Below are 25,212 nucleotides of genomic sequence, written 5' to 3'. Positions count from 1 at the left end.
TGATCTCCCGGGACGCAGCTCAAATTTCACCCGCCAAACTTCCCGCTGCGCGGAAAGCCCTTCGGCACGGTGCGGCCCACCGTTGCGCGGTCAGCCAGCCATTCACGCAACTCTTCGCCGACCTTGGTGAAAGCGCGGCCGGCCGTATCGGACCAGCTGAGGCCATCCGCCAGCGCAAAGCACTTCACGTCCACCACGCCGCCATCCTTGTAGCGTTGCAGGCGCACGCCCTTGCCGCGTGACATTTCCGGCACCTGCGACAACGGGAAGGCAAGCAGCTTGCGGTTCTCGCCAACGACGGCGACATGGTCGCCCGTCACCGGCACCGCGAGCTTTGCTTCATCGGGCATCGAGACGTTCATGATCTGCTTGCCCTTGCGGGTATTCGCGATCATTTCGCTTTCGGCGACGATGAAGCCGTTGCCGCCAGTCGAGACCAGCAGCAGCTTGCGCGACGGATCGTGTACGAAGGCTGTCAGGATATCCTGATCGTTCTCCATATCGACCATGATGCGGATCGGCTCGCCATGGCCACGCCCGCCCGGCAGCTTGTCGGCGCCGAGCGTATAGGCCTTGCCGCCTGTCGTCAGCAGCAACAGCTTGTCGGTGGTCTGCGCCGGGAAGGCGAGCTTCGGTCCGTCGCCTTCCTTGAAGGTCAGGGCCGACGTGTCGGACATGTGCCCCTTCAGCGCCCTGATCCAGCCCTTCTGCGAGATGACGATGGTGACCGGTTCCTTTTCGATCATCGCCTGCTGGATGGCCTCGATGTCAGCATCCGGCGCATCCGCGAACTGCGTGCGGCGGCGGCCGATTTCGGTTGCCTTGGCGTATTTCTTTTTGACCTCGCCGATTTCCCAGGCGACTGTCTGCCACTGCTTGTCATCGGAGGCGAGCAGCCCTTCGATCTCTGACTTTTCCTTGCTGAGGTCGTCGTGTTCCTTGCGGATCTCGAATTCCTCGAGCTTGCGCAGATTGCGCAACCGCATGTTGAGGATGGCTTCGGCCTGATTGTCGGTGAGCGACCACCTGGCCATCATCACCTGTTTCGGCTCGTCCTCCTCGCGGATGATGCGGATCACCTCGTCGAGATTGAGGTAGGCAATAAGTAAGCCGCCCAGAATTTCGAGCCTGCGGTCGATAGCTGCCAGACGGTGGCGGGAGCGGCGGACCAGCACGTCCTTGCGGTGCGCCAGCCACTCGCTCAGTACCTCGTTCAGCGCCATGACCTTCGGCACCTTGCCAAGCGACAGCACATTCATGTTGAGCGGCAGGCGGCTTTCGAGATCGGACAGGCGGAACAGCGATTCCATCAGCAGCGTCGCGTCGACGGTGCGGTTTTTCGGCACCAGAACGATACGCACGTCTTCGGCGGATTCGTCTCTGACGTCTTCGAGCAAAGGCAGCTTGCGGGCGATCAGCAGCTCGGCGATCTTTTCGATCAGCCGCGATTTCTGCACCTGGAAGGGAATTTCGGTGATGACGATCTGGTAGCCGCCACGGCCGAGATCTTCCGTTTCCCATTTGGCGCGCACGCGGAAACCGCCGCGGCCCGTTTTATAGGCATCGAGAATATTCTCGCGGCTTTCGATGATCACGCCACCGGTTGGCAGGTCGGGGCCAGGAATGAACTCCACCAGCTTTTCCACCGTCGCATCGGGGTGCTTGATGAGATGCAGCGCGGCGTCGCAAAGTTCGTGGGCATTGTGCGGCGGGATCGATGTCGCCATGCCCACGGCAATACCAGAGGCACCGTTTGCCAGGAGGTTCGGGAAAGCGCCCGGCAGGACCACCGGTTCTTCGTCTTCCTCATTATAGGTGGCGCGGAAATCCACCGCGTCCTCGCCGATGCCTTCCAGCAGCAGTGCCGCCACATCGGTCATGCGCGCTTCGGTGTAACGATAGGCGGCGGCGCCGTCGCCATCGATGTTGCCGAAGTTGCCCTGCCCGTCGACAATCGGATAACGCTGCGAGAAATCCTGCGCGAGACGCACCAGCGCATCATAGACCGACTGGTCGCCATGCGGGTGGAACTTACCGATCACATCGCCGACGATACGCGCGCATTTCTTGAAGGCCGAGTTGGGACGAATACCCATTTCACTCATGGCGTGAATGATGCGGCGGTGCACCGGCTTCAGGCCGTCGCGCACATCCGGCAGCGCACGATGCATGATCGTGGACAAGGCATAAGCGAGGTAGCGCTCTTCAAGCGCCGCCTTCAAATCGACCGGATGAATGTTATCGTCTCCGCCGGACGGAGGTACAAGATCTTTTCCCATGGTGCTTGACTAGCGGAAATGCCGATAACCGGCAAGAAACCAAGGGGTCTGCGCTGTGGATGAAAACACATGCCAAGCAAGGTTTTTTGTTAACCGCGTTGTAAATGCCGCAATGCCGCCGTCATGGGAATCGATCTAAATTCTGTAGACCTTTGAATAATCGTGAATATAAGTATCACCATTAGCATTCTGACACGGTGCACATCCGTACGTTGAGGGAAGAAACATCATGAGACTGAAATCCACCCGGCAGGTTCTTTTCGCGAGTGCCGCGCTTCTTACGCTTTCGGCGCCGGCTTTTGCGCTGGATGGCGGTGATGTGCTGAAGAAGATCAATGCAGCTTATGCCGCACAGGGCGGCGAGATCGCCGCCGGCTCCGTCGCCGTCAACGGCGACACGGTGACGCTGAACGGCGTGACCTTCAACGCGGCCGCCGATCCGGCCAAAAAGATCCCGGTTGGCAATATCACGCTTGAAGGCGTCGAGGAAAACAACGGCGGTTACAAGATCAAGAACGCCCGCTTCGACAACATCGACTACAAGCAGGAAAAGGTAGAAATCAAGGCGAGCGACATTTACATGTCCGGTCTCGTCATCCCGGCCGATGCGACCACGGGCAACGTCGATGCACTGATGTTCTATGATGAAGCCCATAGCGGCCCGATCTCCGTTTCCGTCGACGGCAAGCAGGCTTTCTCGCTTGAGGAAACCAGCGCGACGATGTCCGTCAGCGACGATAAGAACTCGATCGGTTTCGAACTCGACGCATCCGGCTTCAAGGCCGATCTCAGCGAAGTCACCGACCCGGCGACCAAGGATGCCATTGAAAAGCTGAAGCTGCAGGCGCTTTCCGGCGACATGACCATGAGCGGCAGCTGGGAAGTCGCTTCCGGCACTGTTGATGTCGAGGAATACGCCATCGACCTCGATGACGTCGGTCGCCTCAACATGTCGTTCGGTTTCTCCGGCTACACGCTCGCCTTCATCAAGTCGATGCAGGAGACGGTGAAGGCACAGGCGGCAAACCCGAACAAGGAACAGGCGGACCAGGCGGCAAGCCTTGCCATGCTCGGCCTGATGCAGCAGCTGTCCTTCGTCAACGCTGAAATCAGCTTCGAAGACGCCAGCATCACCAAGCGCGCCATCGACTATGCGGCAAGCCAGCAGGGCATGACGGGCGACCAGCTTGCCCAGACCATCAAGGGCATGGCGCCGATCATGATGGCCTCGCTCAACGTTCCGGAATTGCAGAACATGGTGTCGACGGCCATCAACGCCTATATCGACAACCCGAAGAACTTCTCGATCACGGCCGAGCCGGAAAAGCCGGTTCCGTTCCCGATGATCATGGGCGCTGCGATGGGTGCGCCGAACACCCTGCCGAAAATGCTCGGCGTGACGGTGACGGCAAACGAATAGGACGACAAAGCCCCGGTTTAAGACCGGGGCTTTTTTCTACTCAGTGCAACGGCGCTGCCGCCGCGTCCGGCTTGTCGTGCAGGGCGAAACGGTCGATCATATGGGCGCTCGCCTCATTGACGCCGATGACCTCGACCCTTTTGCCGGTCTTGCGGAACTTCAGGACCACCTTGTCCAGCGCGCCAACCGCCGAAATATCCCACAGATGCGCCTGCGTAACGTCGATCGTCACCGCCTCCACCTCTTCTGCAAAATCGAAGGCGGCGATAAAGCTTTCCGTCGACGCGAAGAAAATCTGGCCGTCGACGCGATAGATCCGCTCCCGGCCATCGGCTGAAAGCTCCGGCCGGACGTGGAAAAGCTTTGAAACCTTGCCCGCAAAAAACACACCGGAGAGAAGGACGCCGGCCAGCACGCCCTTTGCAAGGTCATGCGTTGCGAGCACCGTGCCGACTGTTACCAGCATGACAATGCTCGATGATGGCGGGTTTCGGGTGAGATCGAGGATGGAGCGCCACGAGAAGGTGCCGATGGAGACCATGATCATGACAGCCACCAGCGCTGCCATGGGAATGATGCGCACGAGATCGTCCAGCACCAGAATGAGGAACAGCAGGAAAGCGCCCGCCACGAAGGTGGACAAGCGGCCCCTGCCACCGGAGCGAACATTGATGACGGACTGGCCGATCATGGCGCAGCCACCCATGCCGCCGATGAGAGCCGACGCGATGTTGCTGGTCCCCTGCCCGATACATTCCTGGCTCTTGTTGCTGCCCGTATCCGTCATGTCGTCGACGATCTGTGCCGTCAGCAGCGATTCCAGCAGGCCGACAGCAGCCAGTGCAATCGAATAGGGAAAGATGATCTGCAACGTCTCGAAGGTCAGCGGCACCTGCGGCAGGGCAAAGATCGGCAGCGTCGAGGGCAACTCGCCGAGATCGCCGACCGTGCGGATGTCCATGCCAGAGAAAACCGCCACGCAGGTCAGGGCGACGATGGCGACCAGCGGTGACGGGATGATCTTCGTCACCAGCGGAAAGAGATAGATGATCGCAAGACCGGCCGCGATCATGACATAGGTTTCAACCGGCACGCCGATCAGTTCGGGCAATTGCGCCATGAAGATGAGGATCGCCAATGCATTGACGAAACCGGTCATCACCGAGCGCGACACAAAGCGCATCACCCGGCCGAGTTTCGCAAAACCTGCCGCGATCTGTAACACACCCATGAGGATGGTGGCGGCAAAGAGATATTGCAGGCCATGTTCCTTGACGAGCGTGACCATCAGCACGGCTGTCGCTGCGGTTGCCGCCGAAATCATGCCGGGCCGCCCTCCGGTGAAGGCGGAAACGCAGGCGATGGCGAAGGAGGCAAACAGCCCCACTTTCGGATCGACACCGGCAATGACGGAAAAGCCGATGGCTTCGGGAATGAGGGCGAGTGCCACGACGATGCCGGAAAGCACATCGCCGCGAATATTGGAAAACCACTCACGTCTGTAAGTCTGAAATCTGTTCATCTGATTTTTTCGCAAAGAATGACGCACCGGCCGGAGCCGTGTCCGGTAGATTAAAAAGGAATGTCGGTGCTTTGCGTTGTCTGGCGGATCGGCGGCCAGAAGAGCCACCCGGGATTTCACCGGGTCCGTGGTGAGTAATCCACCTATAAACAGCAAAAAAGCGGGCCGCAAGTTAAGCAGCCCGCTTTTCAGACCATGCGGTCTCGCGTCAGGTGCGGCTGGAGAACTCGCTGTTCGCGGCGGTGCCGGCTCCAGACCAATCGACTTTGCGCGTCGCAAACATGGTTGCAGCGATGGCGATAAACGATATGACCGCGCCCGCCAGCAGCGCATATTCGTCTTCGTTCAGAACCAGATACATCACACCGTAGGCCACCGCCAGAACACTGAAAAGTGCAAGACCGTTTCTGCGACTACGGGTGGCACTGCCAAGATAAAAGGCAATCAGGGCCGCCGTGGAAAAGGAGGCAGCGGCATAGGCAACGGTGAAACCCGTATGTTCGGCTAATGCGAGCAGCAGCACATAGAAGACGATGAGCGCCAGACCCGTCAGCACATATTGTATCCAGTGCACAACGCTGCCGCCCTTGAGTTCCACAATGAAGACGGCGAGGAAGACAAGCGAGATGAAGCCGATGGAATATTTCAGTGTCCGGGCGATGACCTGGTAGAACTTCACCGGTTCCACGAGATTGATCGTCATCAGGCTGTTGGAGAGCGGCAGTCGCGGACCCTCCACCACGCGATCTATTCCCCTTGCGAGATAGGGAATCGTCCAGCTGGCGTTGAAATCCGCAGCCGTGACCGTTTTGACCTCCGGCAGGAACAAACCTTCAAAACCGGGATGCGGCCAGTCGGCTTTTGCCGTGAAGCTCGTTGTCTGGCCGGCCGGCGCAACTGCGAAACTGCCAGAACCATTCAGCGAAAATGCGATATCGAAATCAAAGCCACTCTCGATGAGGTTCCTGTCGATCTGCCTGTGCACGCCCGCATCTGATCTTATGGAGTTATTTTCGAGGGCGCGGCTTGCGATAACGGACATATCGCGCATGCCGGGATCGAAGGGCAAAACTGCGCCGCCGTTTATGCGAACCCCGGCGCTCGATCTTATGCCGGTAATATCCCCTATGCTGAGGACGAGGATGGCATTGTCGAGACGCGGTGTGCCGGCAAAACGGGCGAGATCTTGCAGGACGCCCTGTCCGAAGCGGCCCTTGAGCACGAGAGCACCGTTATAGACAGGCAAGCTGTAGATCGAGAGCTTCTTTTCCTCGGTCTTGAGGTCGGCCGTTACCTGCAGCGTTTCCGGCATGACCAGCGCCCACTCTGTCGTGCGGTCCACAATGGTTCGGCCATCGACCTCGCGGCGACGTTCGACATCGAAGGGTACGGCGAGATAAGGGCCGTTCACAACCTGATCGCCGCCCCACCCGTTCGCGATCCGGGCGGAAACCTCCCTCGCCCGCGAGGCGCGCTCTTCCGTCAGCCCCCAGACGAGCAAGAGCGGAACCAGCAGAACCAACGAAATGAAACCTATCATCAGAAACTTCGCGCCGGGTGAACGCAGGCTGGCGGCAAAATTGCCGCGCGGCATGGCTGAAGCAAGCGGCCCGACCGCCGGCGCCGGGTCTTTGTCCGTCTCATGTACCATTCGGAAATCCTCTTAAATATGATCGCGCCAGAACCGGAAAAAGATTGGCTGGCGCCGTCCCAAATTAAAATCGAGTTGCTTTGCGTGCCCAAGCGGACACAGCGCCTATACTGGAATGGGATTTCGGCTGATTATTCGCGGAATTCTGCAAATCTCGCGGTAAAATTGTGGCGATGCCGGGATGAGCGTAGAGGCTATACTCGACACTCCCGATGGTAGCGAGATTTGGGGTCAAATCGATGAGCGTACGCAGAGCTAGAGTTTCAGACGCTCGCGGAAAAAAACCAGCGCAACGACGACGCCGACTGCCACACCGACGATGACGTCGACAAACCGGACAAAACCGGCGATTTGCGGCCCCATCAGCAGGACGAGCATGGCCGAAGCGCCAGCCTGTATCGGGACGACGGCAGGCAGGCCGAACAGGGTGGCAAGGATCATGGCAATGAAGGTCGCCGAGGCCAAGCGGATTTCGGCGAAGTCATGCGGAACGAGAAGCGCGACCTCCCCGACAAGAATGCCGACGGTGACGCCGACCATCAGCCCAAGCCCCTGACGGACATGGCTTGGAATACCGGGAGACAGACAGATCAGCGCGCTGATCGCGGCAAAGACGGGTTGCGGATGGCCGAGCCACCGATGCGCGACCCAGAACGCAAAAGCGGCCGCAAGCGCGGCCGCCAATGCACGGGTGAAGGCTGCGCGAACACGGTCGAGCAGCGTCTTCAACATGATCAGTCCTTCTTGGACGGAACGACGCGCAGCGCCAGTTCGCGAAGCTGTGTTGGCGTTGCCGGCGACGGCGCATTCATCAGAAGGTCCTGCGCCTGCTGGTTCATCGGGAACAGCGTGATTTCGCGCAGGTTCTTCGCACCGACCAGCAGCATGACGACACGGTCGATACCGAAGGCGCAACCGCCATGCGGAGGCGCGCCATACTGGAAGGCACGATAGAGACCGCCGAAGCGCTCTTCCACATCGCTCTGCGAGAGGCCAACCTTTTCGAAAGCCTTGACCATCAGCTCGGGCGACTGGTTACGGATCGAGCCGGAAGCGATTTCAAAACCGTTGCAGACCGCGTCATACTGGAACGCCTTGATGGAGAGCGGGTCCTGCCCTTCCAGCGCTTCCATTCCACCCTGCGGCATGGAGAAGGGGTTGTGGGCGAAATCGATCTTCTTTTCTTCTTCGTTGTATTCGAAGAACGGGAAATCGACGATCCAGCACATTTCGAAGCGGTCGCGGTCGATCAGGTTCAACTCGTCGGCAGCGCGGGTGCGCGCCTCGCCGGCGAACTTGTAGAACTTGGCGGGATCACCAGCAACGAAGAAGCAGGCATCGCCCGCCTCGAGACCGAGCTGCTGGCGCAGCGCCTCGGTGCGTTCTTCGCCGATGTTCTTGGCAAGCGGACCCGAACCGGCAACCTTGCCTTCTTCTTCCTTCCAGAAGATGTAGCCGAGGCCGGGTTGGCCCTGAGACTGCGCCCAGGCGTTCATGCGGTCGCAGAAAGCGCGCGAACCGCCGGTCTTGGCGGGGATCGCCCAGACCTGAACCTTGGGGTTGGAAGCGATCATGTTGGCGAAGACCTTGAAGCCCGAACCGTCGAAATGCTCAGTCACGGCTTCCATGACGATCGGGTTACGCAGGTCCGGCTTGTCGGAACCGTATTTACGGATCGATTCGTCATAGGGGATGCGCGGCCACTGTTTCGTCACCGGCTTGCCTTCGGCAAACTGTTCGAACACGGCCGTCATCATCGGCTCCATCGTGGTCCAGACATCTTCCTGGGTCACGAAGCTCATTTCGACGTCGAGCTGGTAGAATTCGCCCGGCAGACGGTCGGCACGCGGGTCTTCATCGCGGAAGCAGGGGGCGATCTGGAAGTAGCGGTCGAAACCGGCAACCATCAGAAGCTGCTTGTACTGCTGCGGCGCCTGCGGCAGCGCGAAGAACTGACCTTCGTGGATGCGCGAGGGCACGAGGAAGTCGCGCGCGCCTTCCGGCGAGGATGCAGTGAGGATCGGCGTCGTATATTCGGCAAAGCCCAGATCGCCCATGCCCTTGCGCATGGAGGAGATGATCTGCGTGCGCTTGACGATGTTCCTGTGCAGGGTTTCGCGGCGAAGGTCGAGGAAGCGATACTTCAGGCGGACGTCTTCGGGATATTCAGGCTCGCCGAACACCGGCAGTGGCAGTTCCTTGGCAACACCAAGAACTTCGATCTCCTGCGCGTAAAGCTCGATCTCGCCGGTCGCCATGCCTTTGTTGATGGTGTCTTCCGAACGCGCCTTGACTAGACCGTCGATGCGGATGACCCATTCGCCGCGCACGGTTTCTGCAACCTTGAAGGCCGGGCTATCAGGATCGGCCACCACCTGGGTGATGCCGTAATGGTCGCGAAGGTCGATGAAGAGAACGCCGCCATGATCTCGCACGCGATGAACCCAACCGGAAAGGCGAACGGTTTCGCCGACGTCGGACTTGCGGAGAGCGGCACAGGTGTGGCTGCGATAACGATGCATTTTTATATCCTGGAACGTGTCGTGGGCCAGAGAGGCGGCACTGTCGAAATTTGCCGGAAAAGCGCATGACCAGCCTGATTTGTCAAGGCAAAGCGCAAGATTGTCGCCTTCCGCCTGTCCTTTCGCCCGCCTTGGCTTTAGATAGGGCTAATCCAGCCCGCCAAACCGAGTCGGCCCGCAATGAGCCAGATCAGACCTCTTATCCCGCTTCTCGTCACCGCCGGCATTCTGATCGGCGGCAACGGTCTTCAGGGAACCTATATCGCGCTGCGCGGCCTCTCCGAGGGCTTTTCGGCCAGCACCATCGGCCTCATCAGCGCCGCCTATAGCATCGGATTCGCACTCGGCTGCATTTCGGTGACGCAGCTCATGCGCCGGATCGGCCATATCAGAACCTTCGCCACGATGGCGGCGGTCGCATCGGCCGCCTCAATTGCCATGCCGCTCGTCCTCCATCCCCTGTTCTGGATGTTGATGCGCTTCGTCATCGGCATTGCCGTCGCCTGTCTTTTTGCAGCGATCGAAAGCTGGATCAATGCGCAGGTGACGAATTCCAACCGTGCGCGCACGCTGTCGATCTATCGTTTCGTCGATCTCGGTTCCGTGACGCTCGCCCAATATATAATTCCCATCGCCGGCATTGATGGACCCGTGGTGTTTTCGCTGATCGCCATGGCACTGACGCTGTCGTTGGTGCCAATCTCGATTGCCGACAAATCCAACCCCACGCCGCCGAAGCAGATTCCCTTCAATCTGTTCGCGGTCTGGCGCATCTCGCCGCTTGCCGTCGTCGGTTGCGTGGCCGTCGGTCTCAGCATGGCGGCGTTTCGCAATATGGGGCCGATCTATGCCGAACAGATCGGAATGTCCGTCACCGCCATCGCCACCTTCATGAGTGCCGGCATCATCGGCGGCGTGGTGCTGCAATATCCGCTCGGCGTCTACTCCGATCGCTATGACCGGCGCATCATCATTCTCGCCACCACCGCCGGCTCTGTCATCGTCGGCCTGTTCCTCGCCTTCTTCGCCGGCACCGACGAGTGGAGCAACATCATCGGCGTCTTCGTTTTTGGCGCCTTTGCCCTGCCGCTCTATTCGCTGAGTTCCGCGCATGGCAACGATCACGCCAGGGAAGGCGAACATGCGATGATGTCGGCCGGGCTGCTGTTTTTCTGGTCGGTGGGCGCGACGGTCGGACCGCTGCTCGCCTCGCTGCTGATCGATCAGTTCGGCCCGAAGGCACTGTTCAGCTATACGGCCGCGATCCAGATCGTTTTCATCGCCTACACGCTGTACCGGCTGCAGGTGCGCGAAGGTGTTCCCGTCGAGGAGAGGAACTGGCGGTTCCGTTCGCTATTGCGCACATCCGCCTATTTCCAGAAGCTCGCCGCCCCCACCCCGCCCCAAAAGGCCGACCACCCCAAAAAAGATGAACCGGAGCCCGATCCGCCCGAGAAAAACGATCCTTGAGGCCGGAAAAGCGGGCTTTGTATTGACATGCGCCCGGCAAAGGGAAAGTAAGACGGATAATTTTCACGAGTGGCCATTTGCAATGATTGAAACGACTGCCGCCCTCGCCGAAGCCTGCACGGAACTGGCGAAATCGGAATTCATTACCATCGACACCGAATTTTTGCGGGAAACAACCTTCTGGCCGGAACTGTGCCTCGTACAGATGGCGAGCCCGACGCTCGAAGTACTGGTTGATCCGCTGGCCAAGGGTATCGATCTTACGCCGATGTTCGAACTAATGGCCAATCCAAACGTCGTGAAGGTTTTCCACGCCGCACGGCAGGACATCGAAATCATCTATCATCTCGGCGGGCTCATTCCCCATCCGATCTTCGACACGCAGGTCGCCGCCATGGTGTGCGGTTTCGGCGATTCGATCTCCTACGACCAGCTGGTCCAGAAGATCAAGAATGTGCAGATCGACAAATCCTCGCGTTTCACCGACTGGAGCCGCCGTCCGCTCACCGAAAAGCAGCTGGATTACGCGCTGGCCGACGTAACACATCTGCGCGATGTCTATCTCTCGCTCAAAGCGCAGCTGGAGCGCGAAGGCCGCTCCCTGTGGCTGACCGAAGAGATGAACATTCTGGAATCGCGCGACACCTATGACATGCATCCCGACGATGCGTGGCTGCGGCTGAAATCGCGCCTGCGCAAGCCGACGGAACTCGCCATCCTCAAATTCGTCGCCGCCTGGCGCGAACGTGAAGCGCGGTCGCGCAACGTGCCACGCTCCCGCGTGTTGAAGGACGATGGGATCTTCGAAATCGCCCAGCAGCAGCCGAAGGACGCCGAGGCGCTGTCGCGGCTTCGCACCATTCCCAAGGGCTGGGAACGGTCCGCCTCCGGCACCGCCATCATCGAAACGGTGAATGCGGCGCTGGCGCTGCCGAAAGAAGAGATGCCGAAGGCACCGCGCCACAGCCACGCACCGGAAGGTTCCGGTGCTGCCGTGGAACTTTTGAAGGTTCTCCTGAAGCTGACGGCAGACAAGCACGGCGTCGCGGCCAAGGTCATCGCCAACAGCGACGATCTGGACAAGATCGCGTCCGAAGGCGAAAACGCGACCGTTGCGGCGTTGACCGGCTGGCGGCGCGAGCTGTTCGGCGATGTGGCGCTGAAACTCATCAATGGCGAAGTGGCCTTGCGTTTCGCCGGCAAGAAGGTCGAGGCCGTGGAAGTTGAGGCGGCAGCGAGCGAGTCGTAACCGCCCGCCTTTCTCACCCCAATTTTGCCCGCATCGCGTCCCATTTCTCTACCGATGGTCATGCGATTTGAGGGTCTTGCCATGAAAACTGCCCGCACTCTGCTGCTCGCCGTGCTTCTCGCGGCGGCAGGCATTCTCCCCTCTCTTCCAGCCCGGGCCGCAGAGGACAAGGTCGATCTGCAGGGTGAATGGACGACCGACTGCCTGAAGATCGGCAAGAACGACCGCAACGGCATCATCACGCGCATCACCATTCGCGATAGCCGCATACATGCGGTGTCGCAGATTTATGCCAGCAACGGCTGCCAGCGGCCGACGGTGCAGGTGCGTTACGAGGGCACGCTGGATGGCGGCCTGAAAGATCAGAACAGCCTGCTCTTTGCCCACACCGTCACCTCGATCACCATGACCCCGAATGATGGCGATGTCGTCGAACACTATAATCGCGATCCGAAAGGCATGGGCTGTGGCCTGAACGACTGGAAAGAAATATTGCCCTCGACGTCGATGGCCGAACCTGCGCCGCCATCACCTTTGCCCGCAAAGGGGAAACCCTGTTCGACCGCGCCTGGATCGATGGCAACAAGCTTCGTTTTGCCGCCTTTCCGGTGAAATGGTCGAACCACACGCCCGACGACCGGCCACAATCCCCGCTTGAAACCGTCTATTACAGAACATCCTATTAGAAGTAGTGCCTCATCGGCAGGCGTTTGCGGCAACCGCGCAACAGCCTTACCAATCCTTCATGCAACCTTACCGATTGCTCACTTTTTGCGGCGCTTTTTCCACACTAATGTCGCATATCATCTGAACAGAAGCTTTGCCCGAAGGGAGCGCCGGCTTCCCTTTTCGAGATCAGAGCTGACATGAGAAAATTGCTGCCCATTCTGGATTACGTGGTGCTCTTCGTTGCCGTGGCCGGCGCCGGGGTGGCCTACGCCTTTCTGGAATATGGCGGCGGCGCGTTGATCGGCGCGACCTATGCGCTTTTCGCCTGCGCACCGATTCTCGCCTTTGAGCGCGGTTACATCTTGCCCGGCCTGTCGCGGCAGGTGAGCGCCTTGCCGACACCGGCCTATATCGCCGTCGGCCTCATCATCTATGCCATTCTCGTCTTCTGCGGCTTCGGGCTCGGTGGCACGATCCTGTGGCTCAGCGGGATATTTCCCGGCACCTGGAAACGGGCGGTGCATGCCGAAGTGCAGACGCTGATCTTCACGCTTATCGTCTGCGGCATCATCGTCTTCATCATGCGCGTGCGCGAGCTTCTCGGTCGCGATATCTTCATCGACCTCATTCTTGGGCGCTATCGCCGCCCGGTCAGCGAAGACCGCGTCTTCATCTTCATCGATCTCGTCGGCTCCACCTCCTTCGCCGAAACCCATGGCGATCTGAAGGCCCAGGAATTCCTCGGCGAAATCTTTGCCAGCTATGCCGCACCAGTGAGAAGACATGGCGGCGTCATCGACGATTACATTGGCGATGCCGCCATCATCACCTGGCCCTATCACATGGCGATCCGGCGGGCGGCCTGCGTGCGCTGCGTGTTCGACATCCAGGCGACCATGGAGGAAAAACGCGACATGTGGCTCTCCCGCTTCGGCGAAGTGCCACGCCTGCGTTTCGCCATCCATGGCGGGCCGGTCATCACGGCAGAAATCGGTGTCGATCACCACAAGATCACCTATTTCGGAGATACGGTGAACACGACATCCCGGCTCGAATCGCTGAGCAAGATGCTCGGCCATCCGGTGCTGATTTCCGCCGATCTCGCCCACCAGCTGGTGCTTCCGAAGGGCGTACGCAGCGAATATCTCGGCGAACATGCGGTGAAAGGCCGTGGCCAGACGCTCGGCGTCTGCACGCTCAGCCAATATCAGGCCCCTGCCGCATAAGGCTTATCGGCACCCGGAGGCTATTTGCCGGCGACGGCCCTCACAAAATTTCATCAAAGCTTCAAACGGCAATCACCTGCCTGTCATGCGGCGACCCTATCGCGTCAATCCTGTCTTCAACAGGTATTGAGAGGGGTCTCCATCATGAAGCACATTCTTTTTGCGTCCTGCGCCATCCTTGCGTTCGCCTCCATCTCGCACGCGGCCGAACAGGAATTCCCTGCAAAGCTGGTCTCCCACGCCATCCTGCCGGCGAACACCATCATCCCGGCGCCCACTGACGCGCCTGAACACCTCAAGACCTCCGCCAAGTTCACCACCGCCGACCGCAAGCGCGCGGAAGGTCTCGGCACCGTGCCGGGCAAGGACGGCGTGCGACTGACCGGTCTTTCCATGCCGTTTAACGGCCAGCCGATGCAGGGTTTCTCCGGCATCAAGGCGATGCCCGACGGCAGCTTCTGGAGCCTTTCCGACAATGGCTTCGGCTCCAAGCTCAATTCCAGCGACGCCATGCTGATGCTTCACCATCTGAAGTTCGACTGGGACGCCGGCAAGGTCAATGCGCTGGAGACCGTGTTTCTCTCCGACCCTGACATGAAGGCACCCTTCCCCATCGTTCTCGAAGGCTCCAGCAAGCGTTACCTGACCGGTGCGGATTTCGACGTCGAATCCATTCAGCCGGTCGCCGATGGTTTCTGGGTGGGCGAGGAATTCGGCCCCTATATCCTGAAATTCACCCGCGACGGCAAGCTGACCGATGTCATCTCCACCAAGGCCGGCGACATCGAGGTGAAGTCTCCCGATCATCCCACGCTCGCCCTGCCCGGCAACCCGACGCAGAAAATGCCGGCCTTCAACCTGAAACGATCTGGCGGCTATGAGGGCATGGCGCTCTCCAAGGACGGCTCGAAGCTTTACGGCCTTCTGGAAGGCCCGCTTTACATGGCCGATGGCCAGGTGGAGAAGACCGAAGACGGCGCGACCGCGCTGCGCATCATCGAACTCGACACCGCCAAGAAAGAATGGACCGGCCGCACCTGGCTCTATCCGCTGGCGCAGGGCGGCGAAGCCATCGGCGACTTCAACATGCTTGATGACAGCACCGCACTGGTCATCGAACGCGACAACGGCGCCGGCACCGCCGACAAGGCCTGCGCCGACCCGAAGAAGCCGGAAGCAAACTGCTTTGCCTTGCCCGCCAAGGTGAAGCGCATCTACAAGATCGAATTTAATGACGCCAAAGTCGGCAAGGCCGCCCGCAAGATCGGCTATATCGATCTTCTGAAAATCTCCGATCCCGACAACAAGAAGCGTCAGGGCGGCGGCAATGGTTATTACGACATGCCTTTCGTCACCATCGAGAATGTCGACCGTGTCGATGCCACGCATATCATCGTTGGCAACGACAACAACCTGCCCTTCTCGGCCGGCCGCGCGCTGGACAAGGCTGACGACAACGAATTCGTCCTGCTTGAGGTCAAGGATCTGCTGGACGCGAAGTAAGACCAAGGCTGCTGCCAATCGCTTTGGTAGCCGCGAATGATCCCCACGGAGCGCCCCGCAGACCAATATGTGCATGGCGCTCCGTTCCGATTCTCCAGAGCCAGGGCAATTCCGGTGAACACCCGTTCAACTCCATTGCTCTCACTCTTTGTTTTATGCGTTTCCGGACACAAGACTGAGCACAGTTTTGCCGGAAATGCTTTAACCGAAACATGCTTGCGGAAAAGAAGACATTTCATGCAGGACCATGCAGAGAGACTTTATTACGCCCTAAAGAAAAGCTGGTCGGGTGAGACCAGCAACCTTTGGTCGCGTGAAAACCCCTCCAAGGGGCAAGGCAGCGTTACCGCGCTGGTGGTCCAGGACATCTTCGGCGGCGAGCTTGCCAAAACCGCTGTCAGCGGTGCCGAGCATTTCTACAATATCGTCGAGGGCACCCGTTGGGATTTTACCTTCGCGCAATTCGATATTCCGGTCGGTTATCAGGACCGGCTCGCCAGCCGCACGGAAGCCATGGCAACGATAACGCCGCTGCAATATGCCTATCTCAGCGCCTGCATCCGCAAGGCGTTGGGGCACAGCTGAGCCTTTTGCACAGCAGTGCCGACCGTGCGCGTTTGTCAGGCGATTTCAGGCATGGCGGTCAAGCATCCCGCCTCATCCACAACCGCGATTTCCATCTTTCCGCAAAGCGGTCACAATCAATGCGATAATCCTCGTCGGCGCAATGGATGCTCCAACAGGAGAGACGTTGATGAGTGAGAGTTGCCCGGTCCTGACACCGGCGGAACGGCAAATTCAGGATATACTGGAACGCAAGGAAGCGGCGATGATGGCCACCATTCACGCAGCGCTTGAGCGTGCCAGCGAAGAGGTCACTGACGCATTCCAGGCCGTTGCTTCAGATATGCAGCCGCCGCCTCACGACTATTTTGCCGCTGTCGCACATCAGCAGCTCTTTCTGCTGCTATGTGGGGCCGATCCGAAAACCTTCGAGGGCGGAGACCCCGAAATCGCTGGTCACATCATTCGGAACGCTCAGAACATAACCGAGCATTACTGGAAGAAAAACGATTCGGCGGCCGATATCGCCGACAAGTGATATTCATCGATGAAGAGAAAATGTTGCACGAGGCAACCCGCCTGATCCGCACTTGAAAAAAATTCCTGTTACTGCCGGAATGCTTCGCCATCCCACGTCACAGGCTCTTCATCATCCCCGGTTAAGCAGGCGCAAAACCGGAGACTGGAATGGACTCGACCGCACAGATCAAGCGCCCGAAACTCGCAGAGACCGTCATTCATGCGACGGCGAGCATAAGAGATTCGAACATTGGCAGATGCTGCGAGGTCCTGGCTGACACCTCGCTGCACAATGTTGAACTTGGGAATTACTCCTATCTCGGGCCGCGCTGCATGGTGGGTGATGCGATAATCGGAAAGTTCTGCGCCATTGCTGCGGAGGTCAGGATAGGCGCTCCGAACCACCCGATGGACCGGCCATCCACGCATCGTTTCAGCTACTGCCCGGAATATTACGCTGCCGATGCGGTGCGCGACGACGCCTTCTTCGCCCAGCGAAAGCAGGATCGCGCCATCATCGGTCACGATGTCTGGATCGGCCACGGGGTCATCGTCTTGCCGGGTGTAACGGTTGGAGACGGCGCGGTTCTTGCCGCCGGTGCCGTTGTCACCAAAGATGTGCCGCCCTACACCATCGTCGGCGGCGTTCCCGCAAAAATCATTCGCGAGCGCTTTTCACGATCCATCGCGGAGAAGCTTGCCGCCATCGCCTGGTGGGACTGGCCATTCGAGACGATCATGGCGCGGCTCGCCGACTTCCAGTCAGGAGATATCGAAGCCTTTTGCGAGCGCTGGTCGTAGCCAGCGCCGCAAAACAGGGCATTGCCGTTCGTTACTCAAACACAAAGGCCAGCCGCTTGCCCGTCAGCTTCGCCAACTGTTGCAAACGGCCATCCAGCCGCTCGCCGGCGAAATCGCAATAATCATGCGGCACCACGAATTCCAGATCTATATCGGGGTTGTCGGATTTGCGGAATTTCAGGTGGTCAACGACACCAGGCATCGAGGCTGAGAAGAGGTAAACGACGCGCAGCAGGCCGCCCAGCAGCTTGCCGAGTTCCTGCAGACGTTCGCCCGCCATGGCGGCGAGCGGTTCCGTCGTGCCGTTATCGTTCAGGCCCTCAAAGCGATAATAATTGGCAAGCGCAATATAGGCGCGGCCGGGATGGGTGATCGCAACGAAAGACGAATGGGCGATGATGTTGAGCGCCTGCAACCCGCGATAATCGGGATGCGCCCGCCAGCTGATATCGGCCAGCAGGCAGGCCGCCTGCCTGTAGCGGCTTTCTTCTTCCGTCTCGTCGATACCGAAGACAGGAAAGGTGCGACCGCTCCAATCCGCCAGTTCGCGCGCATGTTCGGGCGAACGGGCGCGCAAAATGGCAAGCTCATCCGCCGCGACCAGCAGCGGATCGGATTCGCGCTCGGCTTCCGTCAGCAGCGAATAAAGATACCCTTCACGCACGCCCTGCGCGGAGAAGGCAATCTTGGCCGGCTTCATCGCTCTCAGAACTTCCCGCATGGCGATGGCGCCAAATGGCAGGAGCGAACGGCGGTTCTTGGAGACCGCCTGCCAGGCCGGATCCTTGCTATCCCGGGAGACGATGACCTCCTCGAGAAAATTCAGCATTTCTTCCAGCGGCAATTCATACCCCTGCATCATATGCAGTGGATAGCCTGAAATCTCCATATGCAGCTTGGCGATGTTTCGCCATGTACCACCGACCGCATAAAAGGTGCGCCCCTCGCCCGCCGCCAGAAGCTTCGCGAAGGATTTGACGTGTTTTCTGGCGATCGTGGCCGCCTTTTCCAGCGAACCGTCCGATTGTTCCGATAGCCGAAGGCCACCGAGCGGCAGGGTGATGCCCTCGCCGCAGCTCTTGTCCTTGATGTCGATGAGTTCGAGTGAACCGCCGCCAAGGTCGCCGGCGATGCCATCGGGTTGATAAAAACCGCTGATCACGCCATAGGCCGAATAAAGCGCTTCCTTCTCGCCTGAGAGCACCTCGATCTCGCAGCCGAGAATGGCTTCGGCCTCGCGGATGAAATCCGGGCCGTTTTCCGCCTCGCGCGCCGCCGCCGTGGCAAGCACATAAAGCTTCTGCGCCTGCGCCTGTTCGGAAAGCACATGGAAGCGCCTGAGTGCCATCAGCGCCCGGGTGACGCCTTCCTCATGCATGCGGCCCGTCAGCGCCAGTCCCTTGCCAAGGCCGCACAGGACCTTTTCGTTGAACAGCACCGCGGGCGCGCGGGAAAGACCTTCATATACGACAAGACGAACGGAGTTCGAACCAATATCTATGACGGAAACGGGGGCAAGGCCGGTCAGCCGCCCCTGTGCTTCTGATCGAGTCATTCAGCCTGTTTCTTGCGGGACGAAATCAACCCGGCAATCAATTTGGGCGCACTGGATTTCAAGGCTTCACCACGTCCGGAAAGGCTGGGATTGGTCATGAAATAGTGCTGCGCGTTGAACGGTTCTTCGCCTTTACGCACCTCGATGCGCCTCGACGTTCCGTCCGCAAGTATCTCGTAGCTCTGCTGGTTGTCAATGAGATTGCCCAGCATAATCTGTGAAAGAACCTGCTCATGCACGGTGGGATTGGTGAGCGGCACCAGCGTTTCGACGCGCCGATCAAGGTTACGCGGCATCATGTCGGCAGAGCCGATATAGACCAGAGCCTTGTCGGATGGCAGGCCGAAACCATTGCCGAAGCAGAAGATGCGGCTGTGTTCCAGGAAGCGGCCGACGATGGATTTGACGCGGATGTTATCCGACAGTCCCGCCACCTGCGGGCGCAGGCAGCAGATACCGCGGATTACCAGATCGATCTCAACGCCCGCCGCACTGGCACGGTAAAGCGTATCGATGATTTCAGGGTCGACCAGCGAATTCATCTTCATCCAGATCGCCGCCGGCGCACCGCGCTTGGCGTGCTCGATCTCTTCGTTGATGTGCTTCACGATGCGGGCGCGCAGCGTGTAAGGCGAAATGGCGAGCTTCATGCCCTCTTCCGGTTCGCCGTAACCCGTGATGAAGTTGAAGATATTCGCCATGTCATGGGCGATCTTCGGGTTGCAGGTGAAGAAGGACAGGTCGGTATAAATCTTCGCCGTGATCGGGTGATAGTTACCGGTGCCGAGGTGGCAATAGGTTCTGAGTTTGCCGTCTTCGCGGCGCACCACCATCGACATCTTGGCATGGGTCTTGAGTTCGATGAAGCCGAACACGACCTGCACACCGGCGCGCTCCAGATCGCGCGCCCAGCGGATGTTCGCCTCTTCGTCGAAACGCGCCTTCAACTCGACCAGCGCGGTCACGGATTTGCCGGCTTCCGCCGCGTCAATCAGCGCACGAACGATCGGGCTGTCATTGGAGGTGCGGTAAAGCGTCTGCTTAATGGCAAGCACTTCGGGATCGCGCGCAGCCTGCAACAGGAACTGCACAACCACGTCGAAGCTTTCATAGGGGTGGTGAACCACCATGTCCTTTTCGCGGATGGCAGCGAGGCAATCGCCGGCATGTTCGCGCACGCGCTCCGGGAAACGGGCGTTGTAAGGCTCGAATTTCAGGTCGTCGCGCGGCGCACGCACGATTTCCGAAATGGTGTTGAGCGCGAGCAAACCGGGCAGAACAGCAACGCGATTATCAGGCACGCCAAGCTCATGCACCACGAACTGGCGCAGCGACGGCGGCATTTCGCTATCGGTCTCGATGCGGATGACCGAACCGCGGCGGCGGCGCTTCAGCGCGCTTTCGAAAAAGCGAACCAGATCTTCCGCCTCTTCCTCCACCTCGATATCGCTGTCTCTGATGATGCGGAACGTGCCGAATCCTCGAACGGTATAGCCCGGATAAAGCCGGTGAATGAACAGGCCGACCACATCTTCCAGCGTGATGTAACGGATGGCGTTTTTTTCATCCGGCAAACGAACGAAGCGATCGAGCGCCGTGGGCAGACGCAACAGCGCCGTCATCGGCTCGCGGCCGTTGACGCTGTCGAGCTGCAGGCCCATGGAGAAGCCTAGGTTCGGAATGAAGGGAAACGGGTGCGCAGGGTCGATGGACAGCGGCGTCAGCACCGGGAAAATACGTTCCTCGAATTCGGTGCCAAGCCAGGTACGGTCCGCTTCGGAAAGTGCGGCAGGCCGCACGATGAAGATTTCTTCCTTGGCGAGATATTGCTGCAGGACGGCAAGCGAGGCCTGTTGCTCCATCTGCAGATTGTCGATTTCCTTTAGAATATCTTCCAACTGCTCGGCCGGTGTCTTGCCGTCGGGCGTCCTGACGGTGATCTTCTGGCGCACCTGGCCTTCGAGACCGGCGACGCGGACCATGAAGAATTCATCAAGATTGGCGGCCGAGATGGACAGGAAGCGCAGCCGTTCCAGAAGCGGGTGATCCGTGTTCAGCGTTTCCTCGAGAACACGGCGGTTGAACTGCAGCCAGGAGAATTCGCGGTTGATGAAACGCGCCGGGCTGTCCCAGAGGTTCTCGACCTCAGCCACCGGCTGCACCTTGTTGAAGTCTTCCTGCGCGATAGCGTCCATGCCCTGTTCCGTCCCCTGACCGATTGCCGTCCCGTGATCCTGCTGCATCGCGTGATCGTCCTTCTTGCCCGTATAACAGTTTGACGACGGAACTGTGACAGTCAATCGATGTCCGAACCGTCGCCCGCCGCCGCCTTGTCCATCGCGTTGAGGACTTCCGCCACCAGCGGGCGGGTGATCCTCGTGGCGCGCGAAAGCGCCAGATGGTCGATCTGCTCCACGATTGTCTGCGCCGTGTCGAGCGAACGCTCCATCCTGTTGACGATGTAGCCTATGAGTTTGTCATCCATATAAAGCTGCCGGTCGGCAAAGAGTTTTACCAGCACCTGCGCCAGCAGCCCCTCGTCCGGCTCACCGGTTTCCACCACGGTGACGGCTTTCAGGCGCGAACGCAGGTCCGGCAGCGTCACCGGCCATGCGGCGGGCCATTGCCGGCTGGTCATCAAAAGCGTCGTGCCGTGCTGGCGCACGCTGTTGATGACATGGAAAAGTTCCGTATCGTCAAAACCCCGCCGGTCGGCATCCTCGAAAAGAACCGGTCCCGTTTCAGCCGCACGCGCGGCATCCGCGCCCGCCTCCGGGTGAATGTCGCGGGCATCGCTGATGTTTTTCCAGATATTGGCGAGATGGGATTTTCCCGAACCCGGTGGCCCGGCCAGCACCACGACGGGCGACGGCCAGTTCGGCCATTCATCGACGAGGCTGACGGCAGCCGCAAGCGAGGCGGAAACGAGGAGATCCTCCCTGCCGGAAGCGGACTGGTGCGAAAATGCGAGCGGCAGCTGCTCGGCCTTCGACCGGGCGTTGTCGGTTTTGATTTGGTCAGTCATCGTCAGCTCTGAGAGTCAATCTTACCAGCGGACGCTTCCCGTTCTTCCAGGGCAGGGTTGGCGTCCCAGGGAAGATTGGCGGCGTGCCCATGGTAAAGATCGCTTTCAAGATACCGCGACAATGCAAAGCGGACAAGCACGCCGACCGCAGCGGCAGCGGGAACCGCGACCAGAAGGCCGACGAAACCGAAAAGCGCACCGAAAGCGAAGAGCGCGAACATCAGCCAGACCGGATGCAGGCCGACGCTTTTGCCGACAAGCTTCGGTTGCAGGATGTTGCCTTCGATGAACTGGCCGGAAAAGAACACGACGAGCGTCAGGAAGACATAGATATAGTCCGGCCAGAACTGCACGATGGCGACGCCGACCGCGAGGATGAGGCCGACCATGGAGCCGATATAGGGAATGAAGCTGATGAGGCCGGAGAAAAGGCCGATCAGCAGACCGAAATTCAGGCCCACCAACGACAGGCCGACGGCATAATAAACCCCGAGAATGAGGCAGAGCGACCCCTGCCCGCGCACGAAGCCGGCAATCGTCTTGTCCATGTCGCGAGCAATCTGGCGGACGGTATGCACGTAGTCACGCGGGATCCAGCTGTCGACCTTGTCGATCATCCGGTCCCAGTCGAGCAGCAGATAAAAGGCGACGACGGGCGTGACGACCAGAAGCGACAGGACATCGACCAGCGATTTGCCGGAATTCCATATCTGCGTCAAAAGCGTGCCGATGAAACCAGCGCCCTCGGTCAGGAGCTTTGAAAAATTCTCCTTTACCGAGTTGATCTGGCCGCTCACCCAATCCGGCAGAAGATTGGTATCTGCACCGGCGATCAGCTGCTGCAACGAAGAGATATATTGCGGGATGCGTGTGATGAATTCCGATGCCTGGGCGACGATCAGCGGAATGATGATGATGAGCGACAGCGCAAAGATCAGCACGAAGGAAACGAGGATGACGACGGTCGCCATCAACCGGCTCAAACCCCGCCGCTCCAGCCAGTCGGCCACCGGATCGAGAAAATAGGCAAGCGCCATGCCCGCCACGAAAGGCAGCAGAATGGAGCTGAAAACCATCAGGAAGAGGACAAAGACGGCAAGCACGCCAATCCAGAAAAACACCTGTCGGCGCAGACTCGTGCCGCTCACATGGGGTTGCATTCGTTCATCCTTCTGTCGCCGATGCCGTCATCGCCCATCATGGAGATAGGATGCGCATATGCATATGGTCAAGACTGCAGCATCAAAGCCATGGACGACTTGTCGATTGAAAGACGCCACGGGGCCGCTGCGGCCTGCCCCGCCACAGGCTCAGCCATGGCGACGCCCGGTCACCGCCGATGCCAAAGCCGTTAAAAACCGGAGCTTTTGCCACGCAAACCCTTGCATCAGGCCCCGTCCCGTGCGAATGGCGACGCCAAAGGAACCAGCGGAGACGAGAGCCATGAGCCAGTCGGGCAAGAACGGTCTTACCTATAGCGATGCGGGTGTGGATATCGACGCCGGCAACCTGATGGTCGAGAAGATCAAACCGGCGGTGCGCTCCACGCGGCGTCCCGGCGCGGATGGCGAAATCGGCGGCTTCGGCGGCCTGTTCGATCTGAAGGCCGCAGGTTTCACCGATCCGGTTCTGGTCGCCGCCAATGACGGCGTCGGCACCAAGCTGAAGATCGCCATCGACGCTGACTATCACGACACCGTCGGCATCGACCTCGTCGCCATGTGCGTCAACGATCTCGTCGTCCAGGGCGCAGAGCCGCTATTCTTCCTCGATTATTTCGCCACCGGTAAGCTCGATCCCGATCAGGGTGCTGCCATCGTTTCCGGCATCGCCGCCGGTTGCCGCGAATCCGGCTGTGCGCTGATCGGCGGCGAAACCGCTGAAATGCCCGGCATGTATTCCGATGGCGACTACGACCTCGCCGGCTTTGCCGTGGGCGCGGCCGAACGCGGCCAGCTTCTGCCGGCCGGCGATATTGCCGAAGGCGACGTCATTCTCGGCCTCTCCTCCTCCGGCGTGCACTCCAACGGCTTTTCGCTGGTGCGCAAGATCGTATCGCTCTCCGGTCTGGAATGGAGCGCTCCCGCACCCTTTGCCGATGGTAAGAAGCTCGGCGAAGCGCTGCTGACCCCGACCCGCATCTATGTGAAGCCGCTTCTGAAGGCGATCCGCGAGACCGGCGCGCTGAAGGCGCTGGCACATATTACCGGCGGCGGTTTTCCGGAGAATATTCCGCGCGTTCTGCCCAAGCATCTCGCCGCCGAGATCGATCTTGCAGCCATCAAGGTTCCGGCCGTCTTCTCCTGGCTCGCCAAGACCGGCGGCGTCGAAGCCCATGAAATGCTACGCACCTTCAATTGCGGCGTCGGCATGATCGTCGTCGTTTCGGCTGAAAATGCCACCAAGGTCACCGAGGCGCTCACGGCGGAAGGCGAGACCGTCTTCCCGCTCGGCCGCATGGTCGCCCGCGAAGACGGCGCGCACGGCACGATCTACAAGGGCACTCTCGGCCTATGATGAGCGCCGCCTTGTCGTCCGGTCGCAAGCGTGTCGTCGTTTTCATCTCCGGCGGCGGCTCCAACATGGTGTCGCTGGCCAAGGCTTGTCAGGCCGCGGATTTTCCGGCCGAAATCGCCTGCGTGATCTCGGATAAGGCGTCCGCGGGCGGGCTGGAAAAAGCCCGTGACCTCGGCATTCCGACGCTGGTGTTCGAACGCAAAACCTATGCAAGCAAGGCCGAACATGAAGGCGCCATTCTGGCCGCACTTGGCGAGATCGCGCCTGATATCATCTGCCTTGCCGGGTACATGCGGCTGATATCGGGGGATTTCATCGCCCCCTATGAAGGCCGGATCATCAATATCCACCCTTCCCTGCTGCCGCTCTTTCCCGGTCTTCACACCCATCAGCGCGCCATCGACAGCGGCATGAAGATTTCCGGCTGCACCGTGCATTTCGTCACCGAAGGCATGGATGAAGGCCCAACCATCGCTCAAGGGGCGGTGCCGGTACTTTCCGGCGACACGGCCGAGACGCTTGCGGCACGCATCCTCACCGTCGAGCACCAGCTTTACCCGCTTACGTTGAAGCGGCTTGCCGAAGGCAAGGTTCGGATGGAAGACGGCAAAGCCGTCTCCACGGACAATGAAAGTAAATCAGAGTATTCCAGCCTGATTTCCGCTTTCTAATAGAGTTACTTCTAAAGTACAAAAATAAATCAGAAGTGGTGTTTTTCGG

19 protein-coding genes, 1 pseudogene and 1 other annotated feature are annotated in these 25,212 nt (G+C 59.5%); of the genes and pseudogenes, 11 read left to right on the top strand and 9 right to left on the bottom strand.

Annotated features, from left to right (window positions below):
- Window positions 1–26: 26 nt before the first annotated feature.
- Window positions 27–2,279, bottom strand: a complete 2,253-nt coding sequence (gene parC / locus ATU_RS05720; protein ID WP_010971438.1) for a DNA topoisomerase IV subunit A — start codon at window positions 2,277–2,279, stop codon at window positions 27–29.
- A gap of 229 nt (window positions 2,280–2,508) precedes the next feature.
- On the opposite strand from parC, the gene ATU_RS05715 reads away from it, so the two are divergent.
- The gene (locus ATU_RS05715; RefSeq protein WP_010971437.1) at window positions 2,509–3,699 is read left to right on the top strand and encodes a hypothetical protein; all 1,191 of its coding nucleotides are present in this window, start codon (window positions 2,509–2,511) and stop codon (window positions 3,697–3,699) included.
- 40 nt (window positions 3,700–3,739) lie between these two features.
- On the opposite strand, the gene ATU_RS05710 is transcribed toward ATU_RS05715, so the two are convergent.
- The 4 genes from ATU_RS05710 to aspS all read right to left on the bottom strand — a co-directional run bounded on the left by ATU_RS05710 (window position 3,740) and on the right by aspS (window position 9,394).
- Entirely contained in the window at window positions 3,740–5,221 is a 1,482-nt protein-coding gene (locus ATU_RS05710) for a SulP family inorganic anion transporter (RefSeq protein ID WP_010971436.1), read from the bottom strand.
- Window positions 5,222–5,295: 74 nt separating this feature from the next.
- Window positions 5,296–5,351 (bottom strand) — a sequence feature (sul1 is cis-regulatory element that is thought to sense ions involved in sulfur or methionine metabolism; They are found in Alphaproteobacteria).
- A 78-nt stretch (window positions 5,352–5,429) separates the two neighbouring features.
- Window positions 5,430–6,872, bottom strand: coding sequence for a cell envelope integrity protein CreD (creD, locus tag ATU_RS05705; RefSeq protein WP_035256506.1), 1,443 nt, complete (start codon window positions 6,870–6,872; stop codon window positions 5,430–5,432).
- 255 nt (window positions 6,873–7,127) lie between these two features.
- Entirely contained in the window at window positions 7,128–7,604 is a 477-nt protein-coding gene (locus tag ATU_RS05700) for an FUSC family protein (protein WP_010971434.1), read from the bottom strand.
- 2 nt (window positions 7,605–7,606) lie between these two features.
- Complete coding sequence (gene aspS / locus ATU_RS05695; protein ID WP_010971433.1) at window positions 7,607–9,394, bottom strand: aspartate--tRNA ligase; 1,788 nt, start codon at window positions 9,392–9,394, stop codon at window positions 7,607–7,609.
- Window positions 9,395–9,574: 180 nt separating this feature from the next.
- Here aspS and ATU_RS05690 point away from each other — a divergent pair, with 180 nt between their 5' ends.
- The 8 genes and pseudogenes from ATU_RS05690 (at window position 9,575) to ATU_RS05655 (ending at window position 17,395) form a co-directional block, all read left to right on the top strand.
- Window positions 9,575–10,864: an MFS transporter gene (locus ATU_RS05690; RefSeq protein ID WP_010971432.1), complete on the top strand. Its 1,290-nt coding sequence runs from the start codon at window positions 9,575–9,577 to the stop codon at window positions 10,862–10,864.
- 82 nt (window positions 10,865–10,946) lie between these two features.
- On the top strand, window positions 10,947–12,113 hold the full coding sequence (rnd, locus tag ATU_RS05685) for a ribonuclease D (protein ID WP_010971431.1): 1,167 nt from the start codon (window positions 10,947–10,949) through the stop codon (window positions 12,111–12,113).
- 81 nt (window positions 12,114–12,194) lie between these two features.
- A pseudogene (locus tag ATU_RS05680) lies at window positions 12,195–12,799 on the top strand (hypothetical protein).
- A 180-nt stretch (window positions 12,800–12,979) separates the two neighbouring features.
- Entirely contained in the window at window positions 12,980–14,008 is a 1,029-nt protein-coding gene (locus ATU_RS05675) for an adenylate/guanylate cyclase domain-containing protein (protein ID WP_006312850.1), read from the top strand.
- A gap of 144 nt (window positions 14,009–14,152) precedes the next feature.
- The gene (locus ATU_RS05670; RefSeq protein WP_010971429.1) at window positions 14,153–15,511 is read left to right on the top strand and encodes an esterase-like activity of phytase family protein; all 1,359 of its coding nucleotides are present in this window, start codon (window positions 14,153–14,155) and stop codon (window positions 15,509–15,511) included.
- Window positions 15,512–15,748: 237 nt separating this feature from the next.
- The gene (locus ATU_RS05665; protein ID WP_010971428.1) at window positions 15,749–16,096 is read left to right on the top strand and encodes a YunG family protein; all 348 of its coding nucleotides are present in this window, start codon (window positions 15,749–15,751) and stop codon (window positions 16,094–16,096) included.
- Window positions 16,097–16,265: 169 nt separating this feature from the next.
- Window positions 16,266–16,613, top strand: a complete 348-nt coding sequence (locus tag ATU_RS05660) for a hypothetical protein (RefSeq protein WP_010972620.1) — start codon at window positions 16,266–16,268, stop codon at window positions 16,611–16,613.
- Window positions 16,614–16,762: 149 nt separating this feature from the next.
- Window positions 16,763–17,395 carry a DapH/DapD/GlmU-related protein gene (locus ATU_RS05655; protein WP_010971427.1) on the top strand — a complete coding sequence of 211 codons (633 nt, stop codon included), beginning with the start codon at window positions 16,763–16,765 and terminating at the stop codon, window positions 17,393–17,395.
- A 31-nt stretch (window positions 17,396–17,426) separates the two neighbouring features.
- Here ATU_RS05655 and ppx read toward each other — a convergent pair whose 3' ends face one another.
- From ppx to ATU_RS05635, 4 genes are read right to left on the bottom strand one after another with little or no spacing between them, the layout of a single operon-like run.
- Window positions 17,427–18,950 (bottom strand): exopolyphosphatase, encoded by a 1,524-nt coding sequence (gene ppx / locus ATU_RS05650; RefSeq protein WP_010971426.1) that lies wholly within the window; start codon window positions 18,948–18,950, stop codon window positions 17,427–17,429.
- Window positions 18,947–21,250, bottom strand: coding sequence for an RNA degradosome polyphosphate kinase (locus tag ATU_RS05645; protein WP_371814441.1), 2,304 nt, complete (start codon window positions 21,248–21,250; stop codon window positions 18,947–18,949). Before ATU_RS05645 ends, ppx begins: the two co-directional genes overlap by 4 nt.
- Entirely contained in the window at window positions 21,247–21,975 is a 729-nt protein-coding gene (gene hdaA / locus ATU_RS05640; RefSeq protein WP_006312857.1) for a DnaA regulatory inactivator HdaA, read from the bottom strand. The genes ATU_RS05645 and hdaA overlap by 4 nt, the downstream gene beginning before the upstream one ends.
- A gap of 2 nt (window positions 21,976–21,977) precedes the next feature.
- Complete coding sequence (locus ATU_RS05635; protein ID WP_006312858.1) at window positions 21,978–23,135, bottom strand: AI-2E family transporter; 1,158 nt, start codon at window positions 23,133–23,135, stop codon at window positions 21,978–21,980.
- Between the two features lie 283 nt (window positions 23,136–23,418).
- On the opposite strand from ATU_RS05635, the gene purM reads away from it, so the two are divergent.
- Window positions 23,419–24,492, top strand: a complete 1,074-nt coding sequence (gene purM / locus ATU_RS05630) for a phosphoribosylformylglycinamidine cyclo-ligase (RefSeq protein WP_006312859.1) — start codon at window positions 23,419–23,421, stop codon at window positions 24,490–24,492.
- The gene (purN, locus tag ATU_RS05625; RefSeq protein ID WP_035256500.1) at window positions 24,489–25,163 is read left to right on the top strand and encodes a phosphoribosylglycinamide formyltransferase; all 675 of its coding nucleotides are present in this window, start codon (window positions 24,489–24,491) and stop codon (window positions 25,161–25,163) included. Before purM ends, purN begins: the two co-directional genes overlap by 4 nt.
- Window positions 25,164–25,212 lie beyond the last annotated feature (49 nt).

Source organism: Agrobacterium fabrum str. C58, from assembly GCF_000092025.1.
Classification (GTDB): Bacteria; Pseudomonadota; Alphaproteobacteria; order Rhizobiales; family Rhizobiaceae; genus Agrobacterium; species Agrobacterium fabrum.
Note: the sequence above shows the minus strand (reverse complement) of the source record. Positions and strands in the feature narration are given on the sequence as shown.